Here is a 24,196-nt window from a genome sequence, read left to right as displayed (position 1 = left end):
GGGCGGACACCCTCATCCGCACCCGCCCATTTTCCTGTACGTCCCCACCCTGGGCGCCACCCCCGCCCTGGGCGCCACGCTCGCCCAGGGCCGGGTACGTCAGTTGCCCGAGCTATTGTTGAACTTTTCCTTGAGCTGCTGGAATTCGGCGTAGGTCCGGGCGAATTCGGTCTTGCTCACGCCGTCGGTCGCCACGAAGTAGATCCAGCCCTCGTGCGTCGGATTCAGCGCGGCCTGCAGTGCCTCGTCGCCGGGGTTGTCGATCGGTCCGGGCGGCAGGCCCTTGCGGGTGTAGGTGTTGTAGGGATCCCGGTTGCTGTTGATCTCGGATTCGCTGATGTGGATCTTGCTCTGGCCCTTCAGGTAATTGAAGGTCGAGTCGAACTGCAGCAGTTGGTTGGTCTCGGTGTTCGTGGACTTGAGGCGGTTGTAGACCACTTCCGCCATCTTGCGGAAGTCGTCGTGCGTCTTGCCCTCGGCCTGGACCAGGCTCGCGACCGTGATGACCTGCAGCGGATTCGCCAGATTCAGTTCCTTCGCCTTCGCGGCGAGGTTGTACCGGCCGTAGGCGTGGGTGGCCTGCGCGACCATGTTCTTCAGCACCGACTCGGGCTTCGTGCCCTTGGCAACAGGATAGGTGGTCGGATAAAGGAATCCTTCCAGCGGATCCTTGACGCTGCTGTTGCTGTTCGCCCAGGCCGGAAGTCCGAGACTCTTGTACTGCTTCTTGGCCACGTTCTTGGTGGTGCCGGAGGGCAGACCGAGTTTCTTGTCGATCGCCGTGTACACCTCGACGTTGCGCTCCCCGGGCTTCACGATCAGATTGCTCTGGCTCTTGGGGTCGAGCATCATCTTGACGGCACTCGCCGCGGACATGTGCAGCTTCAGCACGTAGACGCCCGCTTGAATCTTGTTCCCGTCGGCGTTTTGCGACTGTGCGGACACGAAGGCGTCGACGCTCTTGACGACCCCGGCCGCCTTCAGCACACGGCCGATGTCGTATCCGCCCGCACCCTGGGGGATGGTGACGCTCACCGAACCGGTGCCGCCGCCCACGTAGTCCGGCGCCGCGCCGAAACGATTTTGGTAGAACTTGTAGCCGAAGTACCCGACGCCGCCCAGGCCGCCGCCGAACACCAGCACGACGACCATGCAGGCGCAGCCGTTGCGGCGCTTCTTGCCCTTGCCACCGCGGCCCCGGCGGTCGCCGCGGCCGCGGCCCTTCTTCGGGTCGTCGGCGTCGCCGTCGTCGTCCTCATCGTCGCCACCCGCGAAGAAGGCGTGCTCGCCCTGGTCGGGACCCGGATCCCAGTCCGGCCGCGGCTCCGGTTCGGCAAGCCTGCGGCTCGGCGGCTCCGGCGGCGGGTACGCGTCGGGCGTGCCGTAGAAGTCGGGCTGCTCCCCGCCGTAGGAGACGGCCTGCTGCCCGTACGGGTCGACCGGGTCTGCGGGGTACGGAACGTGCGCCTGCGTGCCGGTGCCGTCCCAGCCGCTCTGGTGGTACTGCTGCTGGACGTGACCCGCGTACTGCTGGTGGCCCTGCTGGTCGTGATGCTGGGGCTGCTGGTGGCCCTGCTGGTCGTAGTGCGGGGACTGCTGGTGACCCTGGTCGTCGTAGTGCTGGTACTGCTCGCCGTAGCCGGCCTGCTGGTCGTGACCCCAGTCGCCGTACTGCGGCTGCTGCGGCTGCTGCGGATGGTGCTGCGGCCGGCCCCCGTAGGGGGACTGCTGACCCGTCTGGGCCTGCTGTCCTTCCCATCCGCTGTCCCCGTACAACGGGTCCTCCGGATGCCACGGTTCGGAGCCTGGGCCCCGGCCATACTCAGTCATCGATCCCCTAGAGCCGCGAGGCGGCGGTCACGCGGCTTCCGGCCCGGCTCCCGTTCCGCCTCTTTGCTGTGCGGCGGCTGTTCGAACACCGTCGCATCGCGCGGAACGTTACCGTATCGCGATCAGATGACCACTTCGACGCCCTCGCCGGGTGCTTTGCCTGACACCCGTTCGGATTCCAGTGCCTGCTGCAGAATGATGACGGCGGCCGCCTGATCGATGACGGAACGGCCCTTCCTGGACTTCACGCCGGAGGCGCGCAGCCCCTGACTGGCCGTCACGGTCGTCATCCGCTCGTCCACGAGTCTGACCGGAACCGGCGCGATCATGCGGGCGAGTTCCTCGGCAAAGCCGCGGACCTTCACGGCGGCCGGGCCCTCGCTCCCCTTGAGGGAGCGAGGGAGACCGACGACGACCTCGATCGGCTCGTACTCCTCGACGAGCTGCTTCAGTCGGCGCTGAGCTGCGGGGACGTCGCGGCCCGGGACCGTCTCCACCGGGGTGGCGAGGATCCCGTCGGGGTCGCAGGAGGCGACCCCGATACGGGCGTCCCCGACGTCGATCGCGAGCCGACGTCCTCTTCTCATCCTCTTGGCCGTTTCTTACTTGGCAGTCTCAGCGACCAGGCGCTCCACGGCGTCGATGGCCTCGCCGATCGCGGCCGGGTTCTGACCGCCGCCCTGGGCGACGTCCGGCTTGCCTCCACCGCCGCCGCCGAGGGTCTTGGCGGCCGTACGGACCAGGTCACCGGCCTTGAGGCCGCGCTCGCGGGCGGCCTCGTTGGTGGCGACGACCGTCAGCGGCTTGCCGTTGTTGACCGTGAACAGGGCGACCACGGCGGCCCGGCCGCCCTGGATGCGGCCGCGCACGTCGAGGACCAGCTTGCGCAGGTCGTCGGGTGTGGTGCCGTCGGGGACCTGTCCGGTGACCACGGCGACCCCGCGGATGTCCTTGGCGGACTCGGCGAGGCCGGCGGCGGCCTGCAGCACCTTCTCGGCGCGGAACTTCTCGATCTCCTTCTCGGCGTCCTTCAGCTTGCCGAGCATGGCGGAGACCTTCTCCGGGAGCTCCTCCGGGCGGCCCTTGAGCAGCTCGGTGAGCTGGTTGACGACCGTGTGCTCGCGGGCGAGGAAGTTGTAGGCGTCGACGCCGACGAGGGCCTCGATCCGGCGCACACCGGAGCCGATGGACGACTCTCCGAGCAGCTTCACCAGGCCCAGCTGGGCGGTGTTGTGCACGTGGGTGCCGCCGCACAGTTCCTTGGAGAAGTCACCGATGGTGACGACGCGGACACGCTCGCCGTACTTCTCGCCGAACTCGGCGATGGCGCCCTGCTTCCTGGCCTCGTCGATGCCCATGATGTCGGCGCGCACGTCGAGGTCGCGGGCGAGCACCTCGTTGATCTTCTGCTCGACGTCGGTCATCACCGTCTGCGGTACGGCGGACGGCGAACCGAAGTCGAAGCGGAAGCGGCCGGGCTGGTTCTCGGAACCGGCCTGTGCGGCCGTCGGGCCGAGGGCGTCGCGCAGGGCCTGGTGGGTGAGGTGGGTGGCCGAGTGGGCGCGGGCGATGGCCTTGCGGCGGCGGGAGTCGATCGAGGCGTGGGCCTTGGCGCCGACGGTGACCTCGCCGACCTGGACGACGCCCTTGTGGACGTACACGCCCGGGACCGGCTTCTGCGTGTCGCGGACCTCGATGACGGCACCGGAGTCGGTCTTGATGCGGCCGGTGTCGCCGATCTGGCCGCCGCCCTCGGCGTAGAACGGGGTACGGTCGAGGACGATCTCCACCTCGTCGCCCTCGGTGGCGGCCGGGGAGGACACGCCGTCGACCAGGATGCCGACGACCGTGGACTCGCCCTCGGTGTCGGTGTAGCCGATGAAGTCGGTCTCGCCGGCGGTGTCGGCGATCTCGCGGTAGGCGCCGAGGTCGGCGTGGCCGGTCTTCTTGGCCTGGGCGTCGGCCTTGGCACGCTCCCGCTGCTCCTTCATCAGGCGGCGGAAGCCCTCCTCGTCCACGGACAGCCCCTGCTCGGCGGCCATCTCGAGGGTGAGGTCGATCGGGAAGCCCCAGGTGTCGTGGAGCAGGAAGGCCTTGTCGCCGGGCAGGACGGTGCCGCCGGCGGCCTTCGTCTCGGACACGGCGGTGTCGAGGATGTTGGTGCCGGCCTTCAGCGTCTTGAGGAAGGCGTTCTCCTCGGCGAGGGCGACCTTCTCGATGCGCTCGCGGTCGGTGATGAGCTCGGGGTACTGCCGGCCCATCATCTCGATCACGACGTCGATCAGGTCCTTGACGACCGGACCGGTGGCGCCGAGCAGCCGCATGTTGCGGATGGCGCGGCGCATGATGCGGCGCAGCACGTAGCCGCGGCCCTCGTTGCCCGGGGTCACGCCGTCGCCGATGAGCATGGTGGCGGTGCGCATGTGGTCGGTGACCACCCGCAGGGACACGTCCGAGTCGTGGGCGTCGCCGTAGCGGACGCCGGTCAGCTCGGTGGCCCTGTTGATGACGGCCATGGAGGTGTCGATCTCGTACATGTTCTGCACGCCCTGCAGAATCATGGCGAGCCGCTCGAGGCCGAGACCGGTGTCGATGTTCTTGCTCGGCAGGTCGCCGAGGATCTCGAAGTTGTCCTTGCCGGTGCCCTCGCCGCGCACGTACTGCATGAAGACGAGGTTCCAGATCTCCACGTACCGCTCGTCGTTGACGGCGGGGCCGCCCTCGACGCCGAACTCGGGGCCGCGGTCGTAGTTGATCTCGGAGCACGGGCCGCACGGGCCGGGGACGCCCATGGACCAGAAGTTGTCCTTCATACCCAGGCGCTGGATCCGCTCGGCGGGGACGCCGATGACGTCGCGCCAGATCTGCTCGGCCTCGTCGTCGTCCTTGTAGACCGTGATCCAGAGCTTCTCCGGCTCCAGGCCGTAACCGCCCTTGTCCTGGGGCGTGGTGAGCAGCTCCCAGGCGAGCTTGATGGCGCCTTCCTTGAAGTAGTCGCCGAAGGAGAAGTTGCCGCACATCTGGAAGAACGTGCCGTGCCGCGTGGTCTTGCCGACCTCTTCGATGTCGGGCGTGCGCACGCACTTCTGCACGCTGGTGGCGCGCCGGAACGGCGGCTTGACCTCACCCAGGAAGTAGGGCTTGAAGGGCACCATGCCGGCCGGGACGAGGAGCAGAGTCGGGTCGTCCGCGATGAGCGACGCCGAAGGGACGACGGTGTGCCCGCGCTCCTCGAAGAAGCTCAGCCAGCGGCGGCGGATCTCAGCCGACTCCATCAGTGGTCCTCATTCCGGTTGTACGAGTTCGTCTTGTGCGAGTTCGTCTTGTACGAGTACGACGTCGTGTCGACGACGTACGCCTTCGGCTCGGTGCGGTTCTCGATCGCGGCGTAGCGGCGCCGGGCGGGGAGTTCGTGGTCGACGGGGGCGTTCAGACCGAGCGCCTCACCGAGTTCGGCCTCCCGCTGGGCCATGTTGTCGCGGACGTCGAGGGCGAAGCCCACCGCGCGGTCCTTGAGCCGGTGGCCGGCCTCGATCGCCTTGTTGGCCGCGGTCGCGGCGAGGCTCTCGGGGGTCAGCTGCCTCAGCTTGCGGTTGACCTTGGTGGTGGCCCACACGCCTGCGGCGACGCCTGTGGTGAACCAGAACGTACGGCGGAACATCGCTAGTCCTTACTTCTCCCGGTTGTTCCGCTTCCCCCGCCGCGCGGCCGGGACGGTGCGGCCCACGATCACGGTACGCCTCGACGTCTTCACGGGCACGTCCTCCTTGCGGCCACCCAGGGCCCGGCGCACGCCGTAGCCGAAGGCCGCGACCTTGACCAGGGGGCCGCCGAAGGTGGAGGCGACGGTGGTCGACAGCGCGGATGCGTTCGACGTGACCTCCTGGACGTCGGAGGCGATCGCGTCGACCCGGTCGATCTGAGTCTGTGCGGAGCGCACCGCCTGGGAGGCGTCGGCCAGCAGCGGGACGGCCTGGTCGGTCACGTCCGCCACGAGCTTGGTGGTCGCCTTGAGCGTCTGGGCCAGCCTCGCCAGTGCGACGGCGAGGAAGGAGACCAGGATCGCCCAGAAGACGGCCACCAGGATCCCGGCCACCTCTCCACCGGACACTGTGCGCACCCGCTCCCTGAAACGTGCAGTGAACATCGGAACCATAAAGAATCAGTGCACCGAGCCTATCGCGCCGGGGGTGGGGCTCCGTACCGGATTACCGCCCGCGCACTGCGGAGTTGCGCGAAGCGATTGTACGCAGTGACTACGCTTGAGTACGTTCCGTATTCCATGCGGAGTACTCGGTGCCCGGGGGCACTGCGGACGGCAAATCTTCCCGTGGAGCTCGACGCGTTCGTGGGCCGCTCGGCCGAACTCGCCGGGCTGGCGCGGGCGCTCGACGCGGCACGGCTGGTGACGGTGACGGCGTCGGCGGGTCGGCAAGTCGCGCCTCGCGGCACGTGCCGCGGCGTGCTCGTCGCAGCCGGACGGCGTGTGGCGCGTGGAGCCGGCACCCGTGCGCGATCCGGACTTCGTGGACTACGCGGTCCTCGAAGCACGGGGACTCACGGACCACACGACGCGGCTGCCGCGCGAGACCCTGCTCGGCCATCTCGCCGACCGCCAACTCCTGCTGCTGCTCGACGGGTTCGAGCACCTGGTGGACGCGTGTGCCTCGCTGGTGACCGAGCTGCTGCGGCAGGCGCCGGGCCTGACCGCGCTCGCTGCGGGGCGGCGGCCGCTGGGGGCGGCGGGCGAGCGGCTGTTCGCGCTGGAACCGCCGGCCGAGGACGAGGCGGCGGAGCTGTTCGCCGAGCGGGCGGCGCAGCAGGGGCCGGCCGTCGTCGCCGCCGCCGACGACGACGACCAGCATGTACGAAAGCTGTGTCGGCGCCTGTCCTGGCGTACGCGGCCCGGCGCGGCCCGGCGCGAGGGGAGCCTGACGCACGCCCGGGACCTGCCGGCCGACTGCCTGGGCAGCGCCCACGCCTTCCACGACCTGCTGGGCTCGGTACTGGCCGTGGAGCTGCCGGCGCTGGTGACGGTGGGCCGGGGCGACGCTGCGGAAGCGGCCGTGCTGCAGGGCGCCGCGAGCCATATGTGGCCCTCGGTGGGCTGCGGCTGTTCGGCTCGGCGTATGACAACGCGCCGCACGAGCTGTGCGAGGCGACGGCCCGCGAGCGACTGGGCGACGACGGTACGAGGAGTGCGTACGGCAGGGTGCCCGGCTCGGCCGGGAGACGGCCGTGTCCCGGGCGCTGCTGCGGTCCGCAGCGTGGTCACTGGACGCGCTGCCGGCCGCGCGGGGCGGTGCGGCCCGGGAAGAGTGCCCCGGACATGCGCAAGCCCGCCGCCTCGCCCACCCGGAAGGGCGGTGAGACGGCGGGCTGACGGTGCTACGGCCTGCCGCGGATCAGCGGGCGTAGTACTCGACGACGAGCTGCTCGTCGCAGACCACCGGGACCTCCTTGCGGTTCGGCTCGCGGTCCAGGCGGAACGCCAGGGCCTTGAGGTTCACCTGCAGGTAGCGCGGGGTCTCGCCCTCGGGGGCGAAGCCGCCCTCACGGGCGATCTGGAACAGCGTCTTCTCGCGGCTGCGCTCGCGGACCTGGACCACGTCGTCGGGACGGACCTGGAAGGACGGCTTGTCGACCTTCTTGCCGTTGACCTGGATGTGGCCGTGGGTGACCATCTGGCGGGCCTGGTAGATCGTGCGGGCGATGCCCGAACGCAGGACGAGGGCGTCCAGACGCTTCTCGAGCTCGACGATCAGGGCCTCACCGGTCTTGCCCTGGACCTTGGCGGCACGCTCGTAGGCGCGCACCAGCTGGCGCTCGGAGACGTCGTACTGAGCACGCAGACGCTGCTTCTCCAGCAGACGGACCTTGTAGTCCGAGTTCTGCTTGCGGCCGCGGCCGTGCTCACCCGGCGGGTAGGGACGGGCCTCGAAGTACTTGACGGCCTTCGGGGTCAGCGCGATGCCGAGGGCACGCGACTTCTTGACCTTGGGGCGGGACTGGTTCGCCACTGTCTCTGTCTCTTTCCTGAGTTTCCGGCTCCACCAGGGTTAGGGGAGGTCGCATCCGCAGCCGGGGAAACCCTGCGTGGCCACGTGGGACCTGCCGGGCAGCCGCTCCCCTGGTCTGGGCACATACGTGCAGCACGCGAGCGGCCCACCGACCGCTCCCGAAGCTCCGGGTGGTGGTGGGCTGCCCGCGACACCGTTCGACGGTGCGCGACGCTCCTGGATCCCCGCCTGCCTTGCGGCGGTGGGGTTCCGGCTGGATGTCCCGCTCTGGTGGTGCCGGCCTCCCCCTTGTTGAGGTGCCGGACACGGGACGCAGCGCTTCGATGAAGTTTACAGGGTGCTCAGGACCGCTTGCGACCGAGGTGCTTGCGGGTCCACTCCACCGCGTCCGCGTACCGGGCCTCGGCGCCGTGCCGGGTCGGGGTGTAGTACTCGCGGTCCTTGAGGGCGTCGGGGGCGTACTGCTGGGTGGCGATGCCCTCGGGCAGGTCGTGCGGGTACACGTACCCCTGCGCGTGCCCGAGCTTGGCCGCGCCCTTGTAGTGCCCGTCCCGCAGATGCGGTGGCACGGGTCCGGCCAGGCCCTTGCGCACGTCGTCCAGGGCGGCGCCGATCGCCGTGGTCGCGGAGTTGGACTTCGGAGCCAGGGCGAGGGCGATGGTGGCGTGGCTGAGGGTGAGGGCGGCCTCCGGGAAGCCGATCATGGCGACGGCCTGGGCGGCGGCGACCGCGATCGGCAGCGCGTTCGGGTCGGCCAGGCCGATGTCCTCGCTGGCGGAGATCATCAGGCGGCGGGCGATGAAGCGCGGGTCCTCGCCGGCCTCGATCATCCGGGCCAGGTAGTGCAGCGCGGCGTCGACGTCGGAGCCGCGGATGGACTTGATCAGGGCGCTGGCCACGTCGTAGTGCTGGTCGCCGTCGCGGTCGTACTTCACGGCGGCCCGGTCGACCGTCTCCTCCAGCGTCGTCAGGCCGATCTCCGTCTCGCCCTTGTCGAGGGCGGCCCCGGCGGCGGCCTCCAGGGCGGTCAGGGCGCGGCGGGCGTCGCCGCCGGCGATCCGCAGCAGGTGGTTCTCGGTGTCCTCGGGGAGGGTGACGGCGCCCTTCAGGCCGCGCTCGTCGGTCAGGGCGCGGCGGACGAGGCCGCGGACGTCGTCGTCCGTGAGGGGTTCGAGGGTGAGCAGGAGGGAGCGGGACAGCAGCGGGGAGATCACCGAGAAGTACGGGTTCTCGGTGGTGGCCGCGATCAGCGTCACCCAGCGGTTCTCGACCGCCGGGAGCAGGGAGTCCTGCTGGGCCTTGCTGAAACGGTGGATCTCGTCGAGGAAGAGGACGGTCTCCTTGCCGAAGCCGCCGGAGGCACGGCGGGCCCCGTCGATGACCGCGCGGACCTCCTTCACGCCCGCGGTGATCGCCGACAGCTCCACGAAGCGCTTGTTGGTGGCCTTGGAGACGACGTACGCCAGGGTCGTCTTGCCGGTGCCCGGCGGGCCCCAGAGGATTACCGAGGACGGTCCCGCCGGGCCGCCCGTGCCCTCGCCGACCAGCCGGCGCAGGGGCGAGCCCGGCTTCAGCAGATGCTGCTGGCCCACCACCTCGTCAAGGGTGCGCGGGCGCATCCGGACCGCCAGGGGGCTGGCGGCCGGGTCCTTCTCCTGGCGTTCTTCTGCTGCGGCGGTGAACAGGTCGGGCTCCACGCTCAAAACCCTATGTCACCCCGCTGACAACGCCGTCGGGGCCGGTGACAACGCCGTCGGGGCCGGTTTTGCCGGGCTCTTCGGCTCAGGCCCAGAGGCTGCTGCCCCAGCGGGTCAGGATCAGCATGGCGATGACGCCGCAGTGCGTGAGGGGCAGGACCCACGTGAACTCGGCGAGGAAGTTCTTCACCGGACGCGGGGCGGGCAGGAAGTCGTTGCGGACGTTGAACGAGGTCACGTACCAGAACATGGTGATCGTGGCGACCCAGGCCAGCGAGCACCACAGGCACAGCGCGTTGATCCGGTACAGCGACTGGAACTGCAGCCAGGTCACGAAGGCGACACCGAAGAGCGTGCCGAAGTTGAAGGTCAGCCAGTACCAGCGCGGGAAGCGGGCGCGGGCGAGCAGGCTCATGCCGACGCAGATGACGATGCCGTAGCAGACCAGGCCGAGCATCGGGTTGGGGAACCCGAAGGCGGCGGCCTGCTTGCTCTCCATGACGCTGCCGCAGGACACGATCGGGTTGATGCTGCAGCTCGGGGTGAACGTCTTGCCGCTCACCTTGCCCTCGAGGATCTTGAACTTGTCGATCGTGATGACCCACGCGGCGAGCAGTCCGGCCGCGCCGGTGATCACCAGCAGCAGGGCGAAGGCGCGGCTGCCGCCCACCGACCGCGGCCCGGGGACCGCGTGTTCCGGCTCGGGCTCGGTGGAGACGTTTTTGACTGTCGTCTTGTTCATCACGCCGATTCCGTCACTTGAGAGCTGGGCCTTCTTCGGGCAACGGCCATTGTGCCGCACGCGCGCGCGTCCACCGTTCGGTGGACACAAGGAAGTACGCACGGTCGTCCCCGAGCGTTCGGTTCCGGACGACGCTCGGGGCATGACAGCGAACGAAATCGCGGTGGACGTACGGGGGCTGCGCAAGCGGTACGGGGACGTCACCGCCGTCGACGGCATCGACCTCGGCATCAGGAAGGGAGAGGTGTTCGGCCTGCTGGGACCCAATGGCGCGGGCAAGAGCACCACGGTGGAGATCCTGCAGGGCAACCGCACCCGGGACGCGGGCGAGGTCTGCGCGGACCCGGCGACCGGCACGCGCGCGTGGCGCTCGCGCGTCGGAATCGTCTGGCAGGACGAATCGGCGCCCGCGGAGTTGACGGTCCGCGAGACCGTGCGGCACTTCGCCCGCTATTACCCGAGGCCGCGCGACCCGGAGGACGTCATCGGTCTGGTGGGTCTGGAGGCGAAGGCGAACCCGACATCGTGCTGATGGACCTGCGGATGCCGGGCGGCGGGGGCGTGGACGCGATCGAGCGGATGGCGCGGGCCGGGCTGCCGTGCCGGGTGATCGTCCTGACGACGTACGAGACGGACCGCGACATCCTGCGTGCCGTGGAGGCGGGCGCGGCGGGCTACCTGCTCAGGGACCTGCCGCGGAGCGAACTGGCGGAGGCGGTCCGGGTAGCCGCGCGCGGCGAGACGGTGCTGGCCCCGTCGGTGGCGGCCCGCCTGGTGGACCAACTGCGCACCAAGCCGGAACGCCCTCGCCTGTCCGAGCGCGAGACGGCGGTCCTGCGCCTGGTGGCCGAGGGCTGCACGAACGCGGAGATCGGCCGGCGGTTGTTCATCGGTGAGTCCACGGTGAAGACCCATCTGCTGCGGATCTTCGGCAAGTTGGGCGTGGACGACCGCACGGCGGCGGTAACGAGCGCGATGCGGTACGGGTTGCTCGACCAGTGACGAAGATCGATGACGAAGATCGACGGCGAAGGTCGATGACGAAGATCGACGACGAAGATCGACGACACGGGGCGCCGGGTGCCGTGCGAGGCACCCGGCGCCTTGTGTCACGCACTGGCCGAGCCGCCGTCACCACTAGCCGAGCCGCGACTCCAGTTCCGACACGATCTCGTTCACGCCGATCGCCGTCTGTTCGCCGGACTCCATGTCCTTGAGCTGGACGACGCCCTCGGCGAGGTCGCGTTCGCCGGCGACGAGGGTGTAGCGGGCGCCGCTGCGGTTGGCGTTCTTCATGGCGCCCTTGAGGCCCTTGTGGCCGTAGGAGAAGTCGGCGGCGATGCCCTGCTTGCGCAGCTCGGTGACCTTGGCGAAGAGGATCCGGCGGGCCTCCTCGCCCAGCGGTACCGCGAACACGCTGGTGGACGCCGGGAGTTGGAGCTCGATGCCCTCCGCCTCCAGCGCCAGCACCGTGCGGTCGACGCCCAGCGCCCAGCCCACCGACGGCAGGGCGGGACCACCGATCATCTCGGACAGGCCGTCGTAGCGGCCGCCGCCGCCCACCGCGGACTGCGAGCCCAGGCCGTCGTGGACGAACTCGAAGGTCGTGCGGGTGTAGTAGTCCAGGCCGCGTACCAGCTTGGGGTCGTCCTCGAAGGACACGCCAGCCGCCGTGATCAGCTCGCGGACCTCCTCGTGGTACGCCTTGCACGCGTCGCACAGGTAGTCGCGCAGCAGCGGGGCGCCCGTCAACTGCTTCTGGACCGACTCCCGTTTGTCGTCCAGCACCCGCAGCGGGTTGATGTCGATGCGGCGGCGGGTGTCCTCGTCCAGGTCCAGGCCGCGCAGGAAGTCCTGCAGGGCGGCGCGGTAGACCGGGCGGCACTCCTTGTCGCCCAGGCTGTTCAGAAGGATGCGGAAGTTGCGCAGGCCCAGCGAGCGGTACGCCTGGTCCGCGAGGATGATCAGCTCGGCGTCCAGCGCCGGGTCCTCGGCGCCGATCGCTTCCGCGCCGACCTGGGAGAAGTGGCGGTAGCGACCCTTCTGGGGGCGCTCGTAGCGGTAGTACGAGCCGGAGTACCAGAGCTTGACCGGCAGGTTGCCCGCCTTGTGCAGGTTGGCCTCGAGCGCAGCGCGCAGGACGGAGGCCGTGCCCTCCGGGCGCAGGGCGAGCTGGTCGCCGCCCTTGGTCTCGAAGACGTACATCTCCTTGGTCACGATGTCGGTCGACTCACCGACACCGCGCGCGAACAGCTCGACGTTCTCGAAACCGGGCGTCTCGATGTAGCCGTAGCCGGAGTTGCGCAGCGGGGCCGCGATCGCCTCGCGGACCGCCAGGTACTTCGCGGAGTCCGGCGGGATCAGATCGTACGTGCCCTTGGGGGCCTTGAAGGTGCTCACGGAAGGTTTCGTCACATTCCTCGTCGCGGAGCGGCCTCGGTGTCCGCTCCCAGGCCGGCGGCCACCTGCCGCAGATACGGGTTGGTGGCGCGCTCCTGGCCGATGGTCGTCTGGGGGCCGTGGCCGGACAGCACCACGGTCGAGTCGTCGAGCGGCAGGCACACGCGGGCCAGCGAGTCGAGCATCTCGGCCATGTCACCGCCGGGCAGGTCGGTGCGTCCGATGGAGCCGGCGAAGAGCAGATCCCCGGAGAAGAAGACCGACGGGATGTCCGCGGTCTCGGGCATCTGGAAGGTCACCGACCCCTTGGTATGGCCGGGCGCGTGCGCGACGGACAGCTCCAGACCGGCCAGCTCCAGCTTCGCGCCGTCGGCCAGCTCCTTGACGTCGTCCGGCTCCCCGACGGTCAGCTCGCCCATCAGCGGCATCCCGATGGAACGGCCCAGCGCCTTCTCGGGGTCGCTCATCATGTACCGGTCGGCGGGGTGGATCCAGGCCGGTACGTCGTGCGCGCCGCACACCGGGACGACCGAGGCCACATGGTCGATGTGGCCGTGGGTGAGGACGACGGCGACGGGCTTGAGCCGATGCTTTCTGATCGCTTCCTCGACGCCTCGGGCGGCCTGGTGGCCGGGGTCGATGATCACGCACTCCTCACCGGCGGCGGGGGCGACGAGGTAGCAGTTCGTCCCCCAGGCCCCGGCGGGGAACCCGGCAATGAGCACGATCGTCCTTCGTTGTGTCGATACGGGCGGCTACGGCTGTTGTCAGAGCCTACCGGCGCTGCCGATTCCTCAGCGAACCCATATACGGTACGGGGCACACGCAGGCGGTCGGCTCACAGGACGCACGTGTACCGGTCAACACACGAGACGCATGAGGAGAGAACCCGGTGGTCAGCCAGGAACAGCGGCGGCGTCAGCTCGCCCGGGAGAAGTTCTTGCGGCAGCAGCAGCGGCGCACCGCCGCGCGGCGCAAAGCCCGTATGCGCAACTCCGTGATCGCGTCGGTACTCTGCGTGGTCATCATCGGCAGCGTCGCGCTGTACACGACCGGGGTCCTCAAGGACGACAACAAGGCCAACGCGAGCGCGGACGTCTCCCCCAGCGCCTCGGCCACCAGCAAGGCGCCGGACCCGTGCGCGAAGGCGGCCGCGGGCTCGGTGAAGAAGCTGAGCTGGAAGAAGGAGCCGGCGATGACGATCGACACGTCGGCGGCGTACACGATGAAGCTGGCGACGACGTGCGGTGAGATAGACGTCGCACTGAAGACGTCGGCTGCCCCGCACACCGTGAACTCCTTCAACTTCCTCGCGGGCAAGGGTTTCTTCGACCACACCAAGTGCCACCGGCTCACCACCGAGGGCATCTACGTGCTGCAGTGCGGCGATCCGACCGGCACCGGCAGCGGCGGTCCCGGCTACACGATCCCGGACGAGAACCTGAAGGACAAAAGCCTGAAGGGCAATGTCTATCCGGCGGGCACGGTCGCCATGGCCAACACCGGGCAGAAGCACACCGGCGGCAGCCAGTTCTTCCTCGTCTACCAGAACAGTCAGTTGCCGCCCAACTACACACCCTTCGGAACTGTCTCCGAAGCGGGCATGAAGGTCCTCAAGAAGATCGCGGCCGCCGGCGCGCAGCCCGCCGACCCCACGACGGGCAACACCGCCCCGAACGCGACCGTGGTGATCAACCAGGCGACGGTCACGAAATCCTGACGGCCAGGACGGCCAACTGCGGAATTCGGTCGCGCTGGATGCGGACAGGCAACCCGCTGGTCGCCTATGTTGGCGGTGACGAAACTGTGGACGATGCCCGGGGGAGCTTCACCGCTCCTCGCAGGCATCATGTGGAGGAGGCGCTGTGAGCAGCGACCCGTGGGGCCGCGTCGACGAGACGGGGACCGTGTACGTGCGAACGGCCGACGGCGAGAAGGTCGTCGGTTCCTGGCAGGCCGGCTCCCCCGATGAGGCGCTGGCCTACTTCGAGCGCAAGTACGAGGGCCTGGTTGTCGAGATCGGCCTCCTCGAGAAGCGAGTGCAGACCACCGACCTGTCGGCGAAGGACGCCCAGGCCGCCATCGACCATCTCCGGGAGCAGGTCGACGCGCACCATGCGGTCGGCGACCTGGACGCCCTGCGGGCCCGCCTGGACAAGCTGGTCGAGACCGTCGAGGCGCGTCGCGAGGAGCGCAAGGCGCAGCGCGCCCGGCAGGCCGACGAGGCCCGGCACGCCAAGGAGGCGCTGGTCGCCGAGGCGGAGGAGCTGGCGCAGTCCGACCAGTGGCGGGCGGCCGGCGAGCGGCTGCGCGCGCTGGTGGACACCTGGAAGGGGCTGCCGCGGCTGGACCGCAAGTCGGACGACGAGCTGTGGCACCGCTTCTCGCACGCACGCTCGGCGTTCTCCAAGCGGCGCAAGGCGCACTTCGCGCAGCTGGACGCGCAGCGCGAGGAGGCGCGGAAGATCAAGGAGCGGTTGGTCGCCGAGGCCGAGGCGCTGTCGGACTCGACGGACTGGGGTCCGACGGCGGCCCGCTACCGCGAGCTGATGGCGGAGTGGAAGGCCGCGGGCCGGGCCCAGCGCGAGCACGAGGACGACCTGTGGAACCGCTTCCGCGGCGCCCAGGACGTCTTCTTCGCCGCCCGCAGCTCGGTCTTCGCCGAGCGGGACGCGGAGCAGGCGGAGAACCTGAAGCTGAAGGAGGAGCTGGCCGCGGAGGCGGAGAGGCTGCTGCCGATCACGGACCTGAAGGCCGCCCGCGCCGCCTTCCGCTCGATCAACGAGCGCTGGGAGAGCATCGGCCACGTGCCGCGGGATGCGCGTCCGCGGGTCGAGGGCCGGATGCACGCGGTCGACCGGGCCATCCAGGAGGCCGAGGAGGCCGAGTGGCGCCGGACGAACCCGGAGGCACGCGCGCGTGCCGAGGGTCTGACCGGGCAGCTCCAGGCCGCCGTGGACAAGCTGAAGGGCCAGATCGAGCAGGCGCAGGCGCAGGGCAACAGCGCCAAGGCCGAGAAGCTCGAGAAGGAGCTGGAGGGCCGCCAGGCGCTCCTGGACCAGGCGCTGAAGGGTCTGCAGGAGTTCGGCGGCTGACACGCCGCCCCTTTGACGCAATAGAGTTTGACGCAATTGCTGTGGGAGGTTCCGGGCTCGCCCGGGACCTCCCACAGCTTTTTCTCACCCGCGCGACCTCCGGGCTGGGCAGTATCTGGCCCAGCCCGCTCTGTACGCCTCAGGTCAGCCGCGTCCGCTCGCTTGTTCAGCGCTGCTGTCGCGCCGACGTCACCCGGTACACGTCGTAGACGCCCTCCACGCCGCGGACCGCCTTCAGGACGTGGCCCAAGTGCTTCGGGTCGCCCATCTCGAAGGTGAAGCGGGAGGTGGCGACGCGGTCTCGGGAGGTCTGGACGGCCGCGGAGAGGATGTTGACGTGCTGGTCGGACAGGACGCGCGTGACGTCCGACAGCAGCCGGGACCGGTCCAGGGCCTCGACCTGGATGGCGACCAGGAAGACCGAGGACTGGGTGGGCGCCCACTCGACCTCGAGGATGCGCTCGGGCTCGCGGGACAGTGACTCCACGTTGACGCAGTCGCTGCGGTGAACCGATACTCCGCTACCGCGCGTGACGAAGCCGATGATCGGGTCGCCGGGAACGGGCGTACAGCAGCGGGCCAGCTTGACCCACACGTCCTCGACGCCCTTGACGACGACGCCCGGGTCGGCGCTGGAGCGGCGTTTGCGGCTGCGCCCGCGGGTGGGCGGCACGCTCTCGTCGATCTCCTCGGTGGCCGCCTCCTCGCCGCCGAGCGCCTGGACGAGCTTCTGCACGACGTTCTGCGCGGAGACGTGGCCCTCGCCGATTGCCGCGTACAGCGCGGAGATGTCCGGGTAGCGCATCTCGTGCGCGAGGGTGACCAGCGAGTCGCCGGTCAGGATGCGCTGGATCGGCAGGTTCTGCTTGCGCATCGCGCGGACGATGGCGTCCTTGCCCTGTTCGATCGCCTCGTCGCGCCGCTCCTTGGAGAACCACGCCCGGATCTTGTTGCGGGCGCGCGGCGACTTCACGAAGCCGAGCCAGTCGCGGGAGGGGCCCGCGCCGACCGCCTTGGAGGTGAAGACCTCCACCAGGTCGCCGTTGTCCAGGGTGGATTCGAGCGGTACGAGTCGGCCGTTGACCCGCGCCCCTATGGTGCGGTGGCCGACCTCGGTGTGCACCGCGTACGCGAAGTCGACCGGGGTGGCGCCGGCCGGGAGCGCGATGACGTCACCCTTGGGCGTGAAGACGAAGACCTCGTTGCGGGAGAGGTCGAAGCGCAGCGACTCCAGGAACTCGCTGGGGTCCTCGGTCTCCTTCTGCCAGTCCAGCAACTGCCTGAGCCACGCCATGTCGTTGATGGCGTCCTTGTCCTTGGCGGACGACCTGGGCGCGTCGGTGCGGACCTTGGAGGCGCCCGCCACGGCCTCCTGCTTGTACTTCCAGTGCGCGGCGATGCCGTACTCGGCGCGGCGGTGCATGTCGAACGTGCGGATCTGGAGTTCGACCGGCTTGCCGTTGGGGCCGATGACCGTCGTGTGCAGCGACTGGTACATGTTGAACTTGGGCATCGCGATGTAGTCCTTGAACCGGCCGGGGACCGGGTTCCATCGCGCGTGCACGGTGCCCAGGGCCGCGTAGCAGTCGCGGACGGTGTCCACGAGGACGCGAATGCCCACCAGGTCGTAGATCTCCGCGAAGTCGCGGCCGCGGACGATCATCTTCTGGTAGACGCTGTAGTAGTGCTTCGGGCGGCCGGTGACGGTCGCCTTGATGCGCGCGGCGCGCAGGTCGGCCTGGACCTCGTCGGTCACGATCGCCAGGTACTCGTCGCGCTTGGGGGCGCGCTCGGCGACCAGGCGGACGATCTCGTCGTACATCTTGGGGTAGAGGATCGCGAAGGCGAGGTCCTCCAGCTCCCACTTGATGGTGTTCATGCCCAGGCGGTGGGCGAGCGGCGCGTAGATCTCCAGGGTCTCGCGCGCCTTCTTCTCCTGCTTCTCACGCTTCAGGTAGCGCATGGTGCGCATGTTGTGCAGGCGGTCGGCGAGCTTGATGACCAGGACGCGCGGGTCCTTGGCCATGGCGACGACCATCTTGCGCACGGTCTCGGCCTGCGCGGCCTCGCCGAACTTGACCTTGTCCAGCTTGGTGACGCCGTCGACGAGGAGGGCGACGGTGTCGCCGAAGTCGCGGCGCAGCTGGTCCAGGCCGTACTCGGTGTCCTCGACCGTGTCGTGCAGCAGGCCCGCCATGAGGGTGGCCGGGTCCATGCCGAGCTCGGCGAGGATGGTGGTGACGGCGAGTGGGTGCGTGATGTACGGGTCGCCGCTCTTGCGCTTCTGGCCGCGGTGCCAGCGCTCGGCGACCTGGTACGCGCGCTCGATCTGGCGGAGCGTGGCGGCGTCGATCTTCGGGTCGTTGCTGCGTACTATCCGCAGCAGCGGCTCGAGGACCGGGTTGTAGGGGTTGGCACGCTGCACGCCGAGCCGGGCCAGGCGAGCGCGGACGCGGTTGGAGGAGCCGGAGCGGGCGGGCTGGCCGGCGGGCGAGCGGATCGCCGGCGGGTTCGCCGGGCGCTCGGGCTGAGCGGGCTTGGGGCGCGAGGGCTCGGTCGACTTGCCGACGGGCGCGGACTGGGCGTGCTCGGCCGTCCCGCGGGTGTCGTTCTTCGCGTGCGGCGCGGGCTTGGCCGCGGGTGCCGAGGCGGACTCGGGCTTGGCGGCGGTCAGTGGCTGGGCCTCGTCTGGCAAGAGGGCTCCTCGTGCGCGATCCGGGTCCCCCGGTCAGGCTCCGGAGAACCCATGGTAGCGATCCCGGGCTCCAGGATCGCCTCCAGCCCGATGTGAGGAACGTACACCCGAGAAACGCAGGAGGCGGGCGCCGGATTCCTCCGGGCCCGCCTCTGCGGTGTCCTGCGGGTACACGGCGGCTTTCGCGCTGCCTTCCCGCGCCTTGCCCACGGGCTTGCCTACGGGCTTGCCCACGTCCTGCGCACGCCGTGCGAGCGGCCCGTGCTCCGCCCGTGCGCGACGGCCGGGAGACGCCTCGTACGGTCTCGGGTGCGATGGCGCGCAGCCTCGCCATGGCGCCGTCCCGCCGTGCTCAGAGCTGCAGCAGCGCCTCCAACGGTGCCCCGTCCAGGGCGGGTTCCAGGCGGGTGCGGCCGCCCAGGAAGCCCAGTTCCATCAGGACCGCCACACCCGCGACCTCGGCGCCCGCCCTGCGGATGAGCTGGATCGAGGCCTCGGCGGTGCCGCCGGTGGCGAGGACGTCGTCGACGACCAGGACGCGGTCACTGGCGGTCAGGTCCTCGGCGTGCACCTCGATCTCCGCGGAGCCGTACTCCAGGTCGTACGCCTGGCGGAGGGTGGCTCCGGGGAGCTTGCCAGCCTTGCGCACGGGGATGAAGCCGAGGCCCGCGCGGACGGCGACCGGAGCGCCGAGGATGAAGCCGCGGGCCTCCAGGCCGACGACCTTCGTCGCGCCGGTGCGCTCGGCGACCTCCGCCAGGGCGTCGGTCAGCGCGGTGAACGCGGCCGGGTCCGCCAGGAGCGGGGTGATGTCCTTGAACATCACGCCCGGCTCCGGGTAGTCGGCCACGTCGCGGATACGGCTGAGCAGCAGCTCCTGGATGTCGGTCATCGGCGCTTCCCGGAGGGTCGGCCGCGGCCCCGGCCGCGGGACGCGGGCTGGTTGCGCGGACCCACGACGGCGGGCGCGGCGTCCTCGGGCCCGTCGCCGACCGGGGCGTCGGCGACCTCGGCCTCGAGGGGTTCGCCCTGGGCCGCCGCCTGCGCCCGCTTGGCGAGGACGCGCTTCCTGAGGGCCTTCATCTGCGGCTCGCGCTCCTTGAGGTCGGCGACGAGCGGCGTGGCGATGAAGATCGAGGAGTACGCACCGGCCGCGAGGCCGACGAACAGCGACAGCGAGATGTCGTTGAGCATGCCGGCGCCGAAAACGCCGCCGCCGATGAACAGCAGGCCCGCCACCGGCAGCAGCGCGACGACGGTGGTGTTGATGGAACGGACCAGGGTGCTGTTGATGGAGCGGTTGGCGATGTCGCTGTAGGTCCAGCGGGTCTGCCGGGTGATGTCCTTCGTCTGCTCCTTGAGGCTGTCGAAGACGACGACCGTGTCGTAGAGCGAGTAACCGAGGATCGTCAGCAGACCGATCACCGTGCCCGGCGTGACCTCGAAGCCGACGAGGGCGTAGATGCCGGTGGTGATGGTGATGTCGTGGATCAGGGCGACGAGCGCGGCCAGGGCCATGCGCCACTCGAAGGCGATCGCCAGGTAGATCACGACCAGGACCATGAAGATCGCCAGACCCTCCCAGGCCTTGTTGGCGATCTGCTGGCCCCAGCTGGGGCCGACCAGGTCGGCGTTGATCTTCTCCTGGTCGACGTTCAGGTCCTTGGCCAGCGCGTCCTTGATCCGGTCGGACTTGCCGGTGTCGATGCCGGCGATCTGGATGCGCAGGCTGCCGTCGCCGAGCTTCTGCACGATCGCGTCGTGGCCGGAGGCGTCCTGCGCGTACGACTCGGCCTGGGTCACCGAGGCGGTCATGTGCTTCGGGGTGGTGAAGACCGCTCCGCCCTGGAACTCGATGCCCATGTTCAGGCCGCGCACCGCCAGGCCCAGAATGGCCGTGATGGTGATCAGGATGGAGATGCCGTACCAGATCTTGCGGTTGCCGACGAAGTCGTAGCCGACCTCGCCACGGTGCAGTCGGGCGCCGAGGTTGCCGAGCTTCGACATCTCACGCCTCCTTCGTCTCGACGGGGGCGGAGGGACGGCGCGTGCGGCGCAGCGGAGGCTTCGCGCCCAGGCTCTTGGGGTCAAGACCCGACCAGCGGTGGCCGCTCGCAAAGAACTTCCTGCGGGCGAGGAGCGTCATCAGCGGCTTGGTGAAGAGGAAGACGACGACCACGTCGAGCAGGGTGGTCAGACCGAGGGTGAACGCGAAGCCCTGGACCTTGCCGACGGTCACGATGAACAGCACCGCGGCGGCCAGGAACGACACGAAGTCGGAGACCAGGATGGTGCGCCGGGCGCGCGGCCAGCCGCGCTCGACGGCCGGGCGCAGGGAGCGGCCCTCGCGGATCTCGTCCCGGATGCGTTCGAAGAACACGATGAACGAGTCCGCGGTGATGCCGATCGCCACGATGGCACCGCAGACGGCGGGCAGGTTCAGCGCGAAGCCGATGGCCGGGCCGAGCAGCGACATGATCACGTACGTCAGCGCCGCGGAGACCAGCAGCGAGGCGACGGCGATCAGAGACAGACCCCGGTAGTAGGCCACCAGGTAGATCACGACCAGGCCGAGGCCGATGGCGCCCGCGATGAGACCGGCGTGCAGCTGCTCGCCGCCGAGCGCGGCGGTCACCGTGGTGACGCTGTCCTCCTTGAAGGTCAGCGGCAGGGCGCCATAGGACAGCATGTTGGCGAGGCCCTGCGCCTCCTCCTGCGTGAAGCGGCCGGAGATCTCCGCGTTGCCGCCGGTCAGGGGCTGGCTGACGTACGGGTCGGAGACGACCTCGCCGTCCAGGACGATGGCGAACTGGTTCTGCGGCGACTGGTTCTGGGCGAGCTTGCCGGTGATGTCCGCGAACTTCTTGGCACCCTTGGAGGTGAACTCCATGGTGACGGTCCAGCCGGCCGCGGTCTGGGTGTTGAAAACGGCCTGGGCCTTCTTGACGTCCGTGCCGTCCACCGCGGCAGGGCCGAGGATGTACTTCTGCCACTGGCCCTGCGAGTTCTTACCGCAGGCGACCGTCGGCTCGCTCGGCTTGACGCCCTTGCCGGCGGTGGCGCGGACGTCCTTCTTGCTGCAGTCCAGCGCGGCGTACTCTGCCTGGAGCTTGGCGGTCGCGTCGCTGGAGGAGCTGCTGCTCGCGGACGGGGAGGCGCTGGAGGAGGCCGACGGGCTGGCGGAGGCCTTCGGGCTGGAGGACGCCGAGCCGCCCACGGACGGGGTGGCGTCCGCCTTCAGGCCGTCGGTGACCGCGCGGCCCTGCTGGGTGGAGGTCGCCGACGGGGTCGAGGAGGCCGAGGGGCTAGCCTTGCCGGTGGCCTTGCTCGAGGCGCTGGAGGACGCGCTCGGCGACGGGCTGGCCGTGGCGCTGCCTTCGGAGACCTCGGTGGCGAGGACCGGACGGAAGTACAGCTTGGCGGTGGTGCCGACCTGCTGACGGGCCTCCTTGGAGTTGGTGCCCCTGGGGATGTTGACGATGATGTTGTCGTTCCCCTGGGTCTGGACCTCGGCCTCCGATACACCCAGACCGTTGACACGGCGGTTCATGATGTCGACCGCGGTGTCCATGTTGGTCTTGTTGATCGCGGATTCCTGACCGCGCTCGGGGACCGCCCTGAGCGTGATGCTCGTACCGCCGGCCAGGTCGATGCCGAGACGCGGAGTGGTGTTCCCGGAGACGAACATCCCCCCGGTGAGCGCCACGATGGCGATCAGGATGAGGGCCAGCGAGCGCCCTGGCTTGCTCTGGGCGCTCGCGCTCCGGCCCTTCTTAGGTGCTGCCACCTTCTCGTACTCCCTCTCGGGCCGCCCCGCGCCGGGTGGGCTCGGCGGCGGCCATGACATGGTGTCGGGACCCCGTGCGAGATGCGCACGTCCCAGGGCGCGCGGAGCTTGCCCGCGCGCCCTGCGAGGTGACTACTTCGCGCCGGAGTCGCCGTCGGTCTTCTTCGGCTCTTCGTCCGTCTTCGCCTCGGCGACGTCGTCGGCCGGCTCCTCGACCGCATCCTTCTTGCCGAGGTCGATGGGCTTGTCGTCGGAGGCGGCGGAAGCGTCGGCGGCGGGCTCGTCGGTCTCAGTGAGGGAGGAGGCGTCGTCGGGGACGATGTCGGCGTCGGACTTCAGGTCGTGCTCGATGCCGTGCACGATGCGGTTGTACTCGTCGTCCGACAGGACGGCGCCGATCGCGTTCTTCGCGAAGAGCAGCTCGACACCCGGGCCCGCGTCAAGCAGGACGGTCTCGTCGTTGACCTCCTTGACCGTCGCGTACATGCCCCCGATGGTGCGGACACCGCTGCCGGGCTGCATCTGGTTCCGCATTTCGGCGGCCTGCTGCTGCTTGCGCTTGGCCGACCGGGTCATCAGGAACATGGCCCCGATGAGCACGATGAACGGGAGGAGGGTCACGAGACTCACGGGTCGGAACTTCCTTCACACGACCGCGATGGTGAGCGGCCTGATGGTTGGGGGTATACGTGCCGCCGACAAAGGCGGCATCGGCGGAGTCTAAGCGAGTCCGCGCGCAAGGAACAACGCTCAGCATGGCACCAGGGTTCCTGCCGCGGCCAATGCCCGCGCCGTCACGCCCCGAACAGGTCCTGTTGTCCGTTTCCCGCAGCTGACGAGCGGGGCGGGGTGAGGCCGAGATGCGCCCAGGCGGCGGGCGTGGCGACGCGTCCGCGCGGGGTGCGGGCAAGCAGTCCCTCCCGGACGAGGAAGGGCTCGGCGACCTCCTCGACGGTCTCGCGCTCCTCCCCCACCGCGACAGCGAGCGTCGACAGCCCGACGGGGCCGCCGCCGAACAGCTTCAGCAGCGCCTCCAGAACGGCCCGGTCGAGCCGGTCGAGGCCGCGGGCGTCGACCTCGTACACCGCCAGGGCGGCCGCGGCGATCTCCTTGGTGATCACGCCGTCGGCCTTGACCTGGGCGTAGTCGCGCACCCGGCGCAGCAGGCGGTTGGCGATGCGGGGCGTGCCGCGGGAGCGGCCGGCGATCTCGGCGGCGCCGTCGGGCTCGATCTCGACGTCGAGCAGGTTCGCCGAGCGGTGGATGACGCGCTCCAGCTCGGCGGGCTCGTAGAACTCCATGTGCGCGGTGAAGCCGAAGCGGTCGCGCAGCGGGGGCGGCAGCAGGCCCGCGCGGGTGGTGGCGCCGACCAGGGTGAACGGGGGCAGTTCGAGGGGGATGGCGGTGGCGCCGGGGCCCTTGCCGACGATGACGTCGACGCGGAAGTCCTCCATCGCCATGTAGAGCATCTCCTCGGCGGGCCGCGACATGCGGTGGATCTCGTCGAGGAAGAGGACCTCGCCCTCCTGGAGGGAGGACAGGATGGCCGCGAGGTCGCCGGCGTGCTGGATGGCCGGGCCGCTGGTGATGCGGATGGGTGCGCCCATCTCGGCCGCGATGATCATCGACAGGGTGGTCTTGCCGAGGCCGGGGGCGCCGGAGAGCAGCACGTGATCAGCGGTGGCGCCCCGCGCGCGGGCGGCGCGCAGCACGAGGTCGAGCTGCTCGCGGACCTTCTCCTGGCCGATGAACTCGCCCAGGTCCTTGGGGCGCAGGGCAGCCTCGACGGCCTGGTCCTCACGGTCGGCGGACGCGCCGACGAGCCGCTCGGAGGCGGAGGTGTCGGTCGTGTCGTCCCAGTTCATTGCGTGTGCCTCGCGGTCTCGTGGTGGCGCCGTGGTTCAGCGGGCTCGGTTGCCGTGGTTCGGCA

The 24,196-nt window shown here is 69.8% G+C and carries 18 protein-coding genes and 3 pseudogenes; 5 read left to right on the top strand and 16 right to left on the bottom strand.

Annotated elements, in window-relative coordinates; all coding sequences use genetic code 11:
- Positions 1–99: 99 nt before the first annotated feature.
- From mltG to ABZV31_RS28465, 5 genes are all read right to left on the bottom strand, one after another.
- Positions 100–1,830 carry an endolytic transglycosylase MltG gene (mltG, locus tag ABZV31_RS28485; protein ID WP_355899430.1) on the bottom strand — a complete coding sequence of 577 codons (1,731 nt, stop codon included), beginning with the start codon at positions 1,828–1,830 and terminating at the stop codon, positions 100–102.
- Positions 1,831–1,952: 122 nt separating this feature from the next.
- Positions 1,953–2,417 carry a Holliday junction resolvase RuvX gene (gene ruvX / locus ABZV31_RS28480; protein WP_355899428.1) on the bottom strand — a complete coding sequence of 155 codons (465 nt, stop codon included), beginning with the start codon at positions 2,415–2,417 and terminating at the stop codon, positions 1,953–1,955.
- 15 nt (positions 2,418–2,432) lie between these two features.
- Positions 2,433–5,105, bottom strand: a complete 2,673-nt coding sequence (alaS, locus tag ABZV31_RS28475) for an alanine--tRNA ligase (protein ID WP_355899427.1) — start codon at positions 5,103–5,105, stop codon at positions 2,433–2,435.
- The gene (locus tag ABZV31_RS28470) at positions 5,105–5,491 is read right to left on the bottom strand and encodes a hypothetical protein (RefSeq protein ID WP_355899426.1); all 387 of its coding nucleotides are present in this window, start codon (positions 5,489–5,491) and stop codon (positions 5,105–5,107) included. Before ABZV31_RS28470 ends, alaS begins: the two co-directional genes overlap by 1 nt.
- A gap of 9 nt (positions 5,492–5,500) precedes the next feature.
- A complete protein-coding gene (locus ABZV31_RS28465; RefSeq protein WP_355899509.1) occupies positions 5,501–5,941 on the bottom strand; it encodes a DUF948 domain-containing protein in 441 nt (146 codons plus the stop codon).
- Positions 5,942–6,112: 171 nt separating this feature from the next.
- Here ABZV31_RS28465 and ABZV31_RS28460 point away from each other — a divergent pair.
- Positions 6,113–7,213, top strand: a pseudogene (locus tag ABZV31_RS28460) (hypothetical protein).
- Between the two features lie 22 nt (positions 7,214–7,235).
- Here ABZV31_RS28460 and rpsD read toward each other — a convergent pair.
- From rpsD to ABZV31_RS28445, 3 genes are all read right to left on the bottom strand, one after another.
- On the bottom strand, positions 7,236–7,850 hold the full coding sequence (gene rpsD, locus ABZV31_RS28455) for a 30S ribosomal protein S4 (RefSeq protein WP_355899424.1): 615 nt from the start codon (positions 7,848–7,850) through the stop codon (positions 7,236–7,238).
- A 341-nt stretch (positions 7,851–8,191) separates the two neighbouring features.
- Positions 8,192–9,547, bottom strand: coding sequence for a replication-associated recombination protein A (locus ABZV31_RS28450; RefSeq protein WP_355899422.1), 1,356 nt, complete (start codon positions 9,545–9,547; stop codon positions 8,192–8,194).
- A gap of 85 nt (positions 9,548–9,632) precedes the next feature.
- On the bottom strand, positions 9,633–10,289 hold the full coding sequence (locus ABZV31_RS28445) for a vitamin K epoxide reductase family protein (RefSeq protein WP_355899421.1): 657 nt from the start codon (positions 10,287–10,289) through the stop codon (positions 9,633–9,635).
- A gap of 142 nt (positions 10,290–10,431) precedes the next feature.
- Here ABZV31_RS28445 and ABZV31_RS28440 point away from each other — a divergent pair.
- Positions 10,432–10,803: pseudogene (locus ABZV31_RS28440) on the top strand (ATP-binding cassette domain-containing protein); the annotation flags it as partial.
- Between the two features lie 2 nt (positions 10,804–10,805).
- Positions 10,806–11,291: pseudogene (locus ABZV31_RS28435) on the top strand (response regulator transcription factor); the annotation flags it as partial.
- Between the two features lie 135 nt (positions 11,292–11,426).
- On the opposite strand, the gene hisS reads toward ABZV31_RS28435, so the two are convergent.
- The gene (hisS, locus tag ABZV31_RS28430; protein WP_355899419.1) at positions 11,427–12,689 is read right to left on the bottom strand and encodes a histidine--tRNA ligase; all 1,263 of its coding nucleotides are present in this window, start codon (positions 12,687–12,689) and stop codon (positions 11,427–11,429) included.
- An 11-nt stretch (positions 12,690–12,700) separates the two neighbouring features.
- Entirely contained in the window at positions 12,701–13,414 is a 714-nt protein-coding gene (locus ABZV31_RS28425; RefSeq protein WP_355899417.1) for an MBL fold metallo-hydrolase, read from the bottom strand.
- 167 nt (positions 13,415–13,581) lie between these two features.
- Between ABZV31_RS28425 and ABZV31_RS28420 the strand changes: the two genes are divergently transcribed.
- A complete protein-coding gene (locus ABZV31_RS28420) occupies positions 13,582–14,409 on the top strand; it encodes a peptidylprolyl isomerase (RefSeq protein WP_355899415.1) in 828 nt (275 codons plus the stop codon).
- 145 nt (positions 14,410–14,554) lie between these two features.
- Complete coding sequence (locus tag ABZV31_RS28415) at positions 14,555–15,784, top strand: DUF349 domain-containing protein (protein WP_355899413.1); 1,230 nt, start codon at positions 14,555–14,557, stop codon at positions 15,782–15,784.
- A gap of 166 nt (positions 15,785–15,950) precedes the next feature.
- Here the strand turns inward: ABZV31_RS28415 and ABZV31_RS28410 are convergent, their stop codons facing one another.
- The 6 genes from ABZV31_RS28410 to ruvB all read right to left on the bottom strand — a co-directional run bounded on the left by ABZV31_RS28410 (position 15,951) and on the right by ruvB (position 24,131).
- Complete coding sequence (locus tag ABZV31_RS28410; protein WP_355899411.1) at positions 15,951–18,479, bottom strand: bifunctional (p)ppGpp synthetase/guanosine-3',5'-bis(diphosphate) 3'-pyrophosphohydrolase; 2,529 nt, start codon at positions 18,477–18,479, stop codon at positions 15,951–15,953.
- A gap of 352 nt (positions 18,480–18,831) precedes the next feature.
- Entirely contained in the window at positions 18,832–19,371 is a 540-nt protein-coding gene (locus tag ABZV31_RS28405) for an adenine phosphoribosyltransferase (RefSeq protein WP_355899409.1), read from the bottom strand.
- Complete coding sequence (gene secF / locus ABZV31_RS28400) at positions 19,368–20,486, bottom strand: protein translocase subunit SecF (RefSeq protein WP_355899407.1); 1,119 nt, start codon at positions 20,484–20,486, stop codon at positions 19,368–19,370. Before secF ends, ABZV31_RS28405 begins: the two co-directional genes overlap by 4 nt.
- Position 20,487: 1 nt before the next feature.
- Positions 20,488–22,266 carry a protein translocase subunit SecD gene (gene secD, locus ABZV31_RS28395; RefSeq protein WP_355899406.1) on the bottom strand — a complete coding sequence of 593 codons (1,779 nt, stop codon included), beginning with the start codon at positions 22,264–22,266 and terminating at the stop codon, positions 20,488–20,490.
- 132 nt (positions 22,267–22,398) lie between these two features.
- Complete coding sequence (gene yajC, locus ABZV31_RS28390) at positions 22,399–22,896, bottom strand: preprotein translocase subunit YajC (RefSeq protein WP_355899403.1); 498 nt, start codon at positions 22,894–22,896, stop codon at positions 22,399–22,401.
- A 164-nt stretch (positions 22,897–23,060) separates the two neighbouring features.
- A complete protein-coding gene (gene ruvB / locus ABZV31_RS28385) occupies positions 23,061–24,131 on the bottom strand; it encodes a Holliday junction branch migration DNA helicase RuvB (protein WP_355899400.1) in 1,071 nt (356 codons plus the stop codon).
- Between the last annotated feature and the right edge of the window lie 65 nt (positions 24,132–24,196).

This window comes from Streptomyces sp. NPDC005202 (assembly GCF_040608235.1).
Classification (GTDB): Bacteria; Actinomycetota; Actinomycetes; order Streptomycetales; family Streptomycetaceae; genus Streptomyces.
This window is presented reverse-complemented; position numbering and strand designations above follow the sequence as displayed.

What these genes read in the sequence shown, in the direction of transcription:
- mltG (WP_355899430.1), bottom strand. Translation starts at nt 1,830, where the DNA reads ATGACTGAGTATGGCCGGGGCCCAGGCTCCGAACCGTGGCATCCGGAG.
- ruvX (WP_355899428.1), bottom strand. Translation starts at nt 2,417, where the DNA reads ATGAGAAGAGGACGTCGGCTCGCGATCGACGTCGGGGACGCCCGTATC.
- alaS (WP_355899427.1), bottom strand. Translation starts at nt 5,105, where the DNA reads ATGGAGTCGGCTGAGATCCGCCGCCGCTGGCTGAGCTTCTTCGAGGAG.
- ABZV31_RS28470 (WP_355899426.1), bottom strand. Translation starts at nt 5,491, where the DNA reads ATGTTCCGCCGTACGTTCTGGTTCACCACAGGCGTCGCCGCAGGCGTG.
- ABZV31_RS28445 (WP_355899421.1), bottom strand. Translation starts at nt 10,289, where the DNA reads ATGAACAAGACGACAGTCAAAAACGTCTCCACCGAGCCCGAGCCGGAA.
- ABZV31_RS28405 (WP_355899409.1), bottom strand. Translation starts at nt 19,371, where the DNA reads ATGACCGACATCCAGGAGCTGCTGCTCAGCCGTATCCGCGACGTGGCC.
- secF (WP_355899407.1), bottom strand. Translation starts at nt 20,486, where the DNA reads ATGTCGAAGCTCGGCAACCTCGGCGCCCGACTGCACCGTGGCGAGGTC.
- ruvB (WP_355899400.1), bottom strand. Translation starts at nt 24,131, where the DNA reads ATGAACTGGGACGACACGACCGACACCTCCGCCTCCGAGCGGCTCGTC.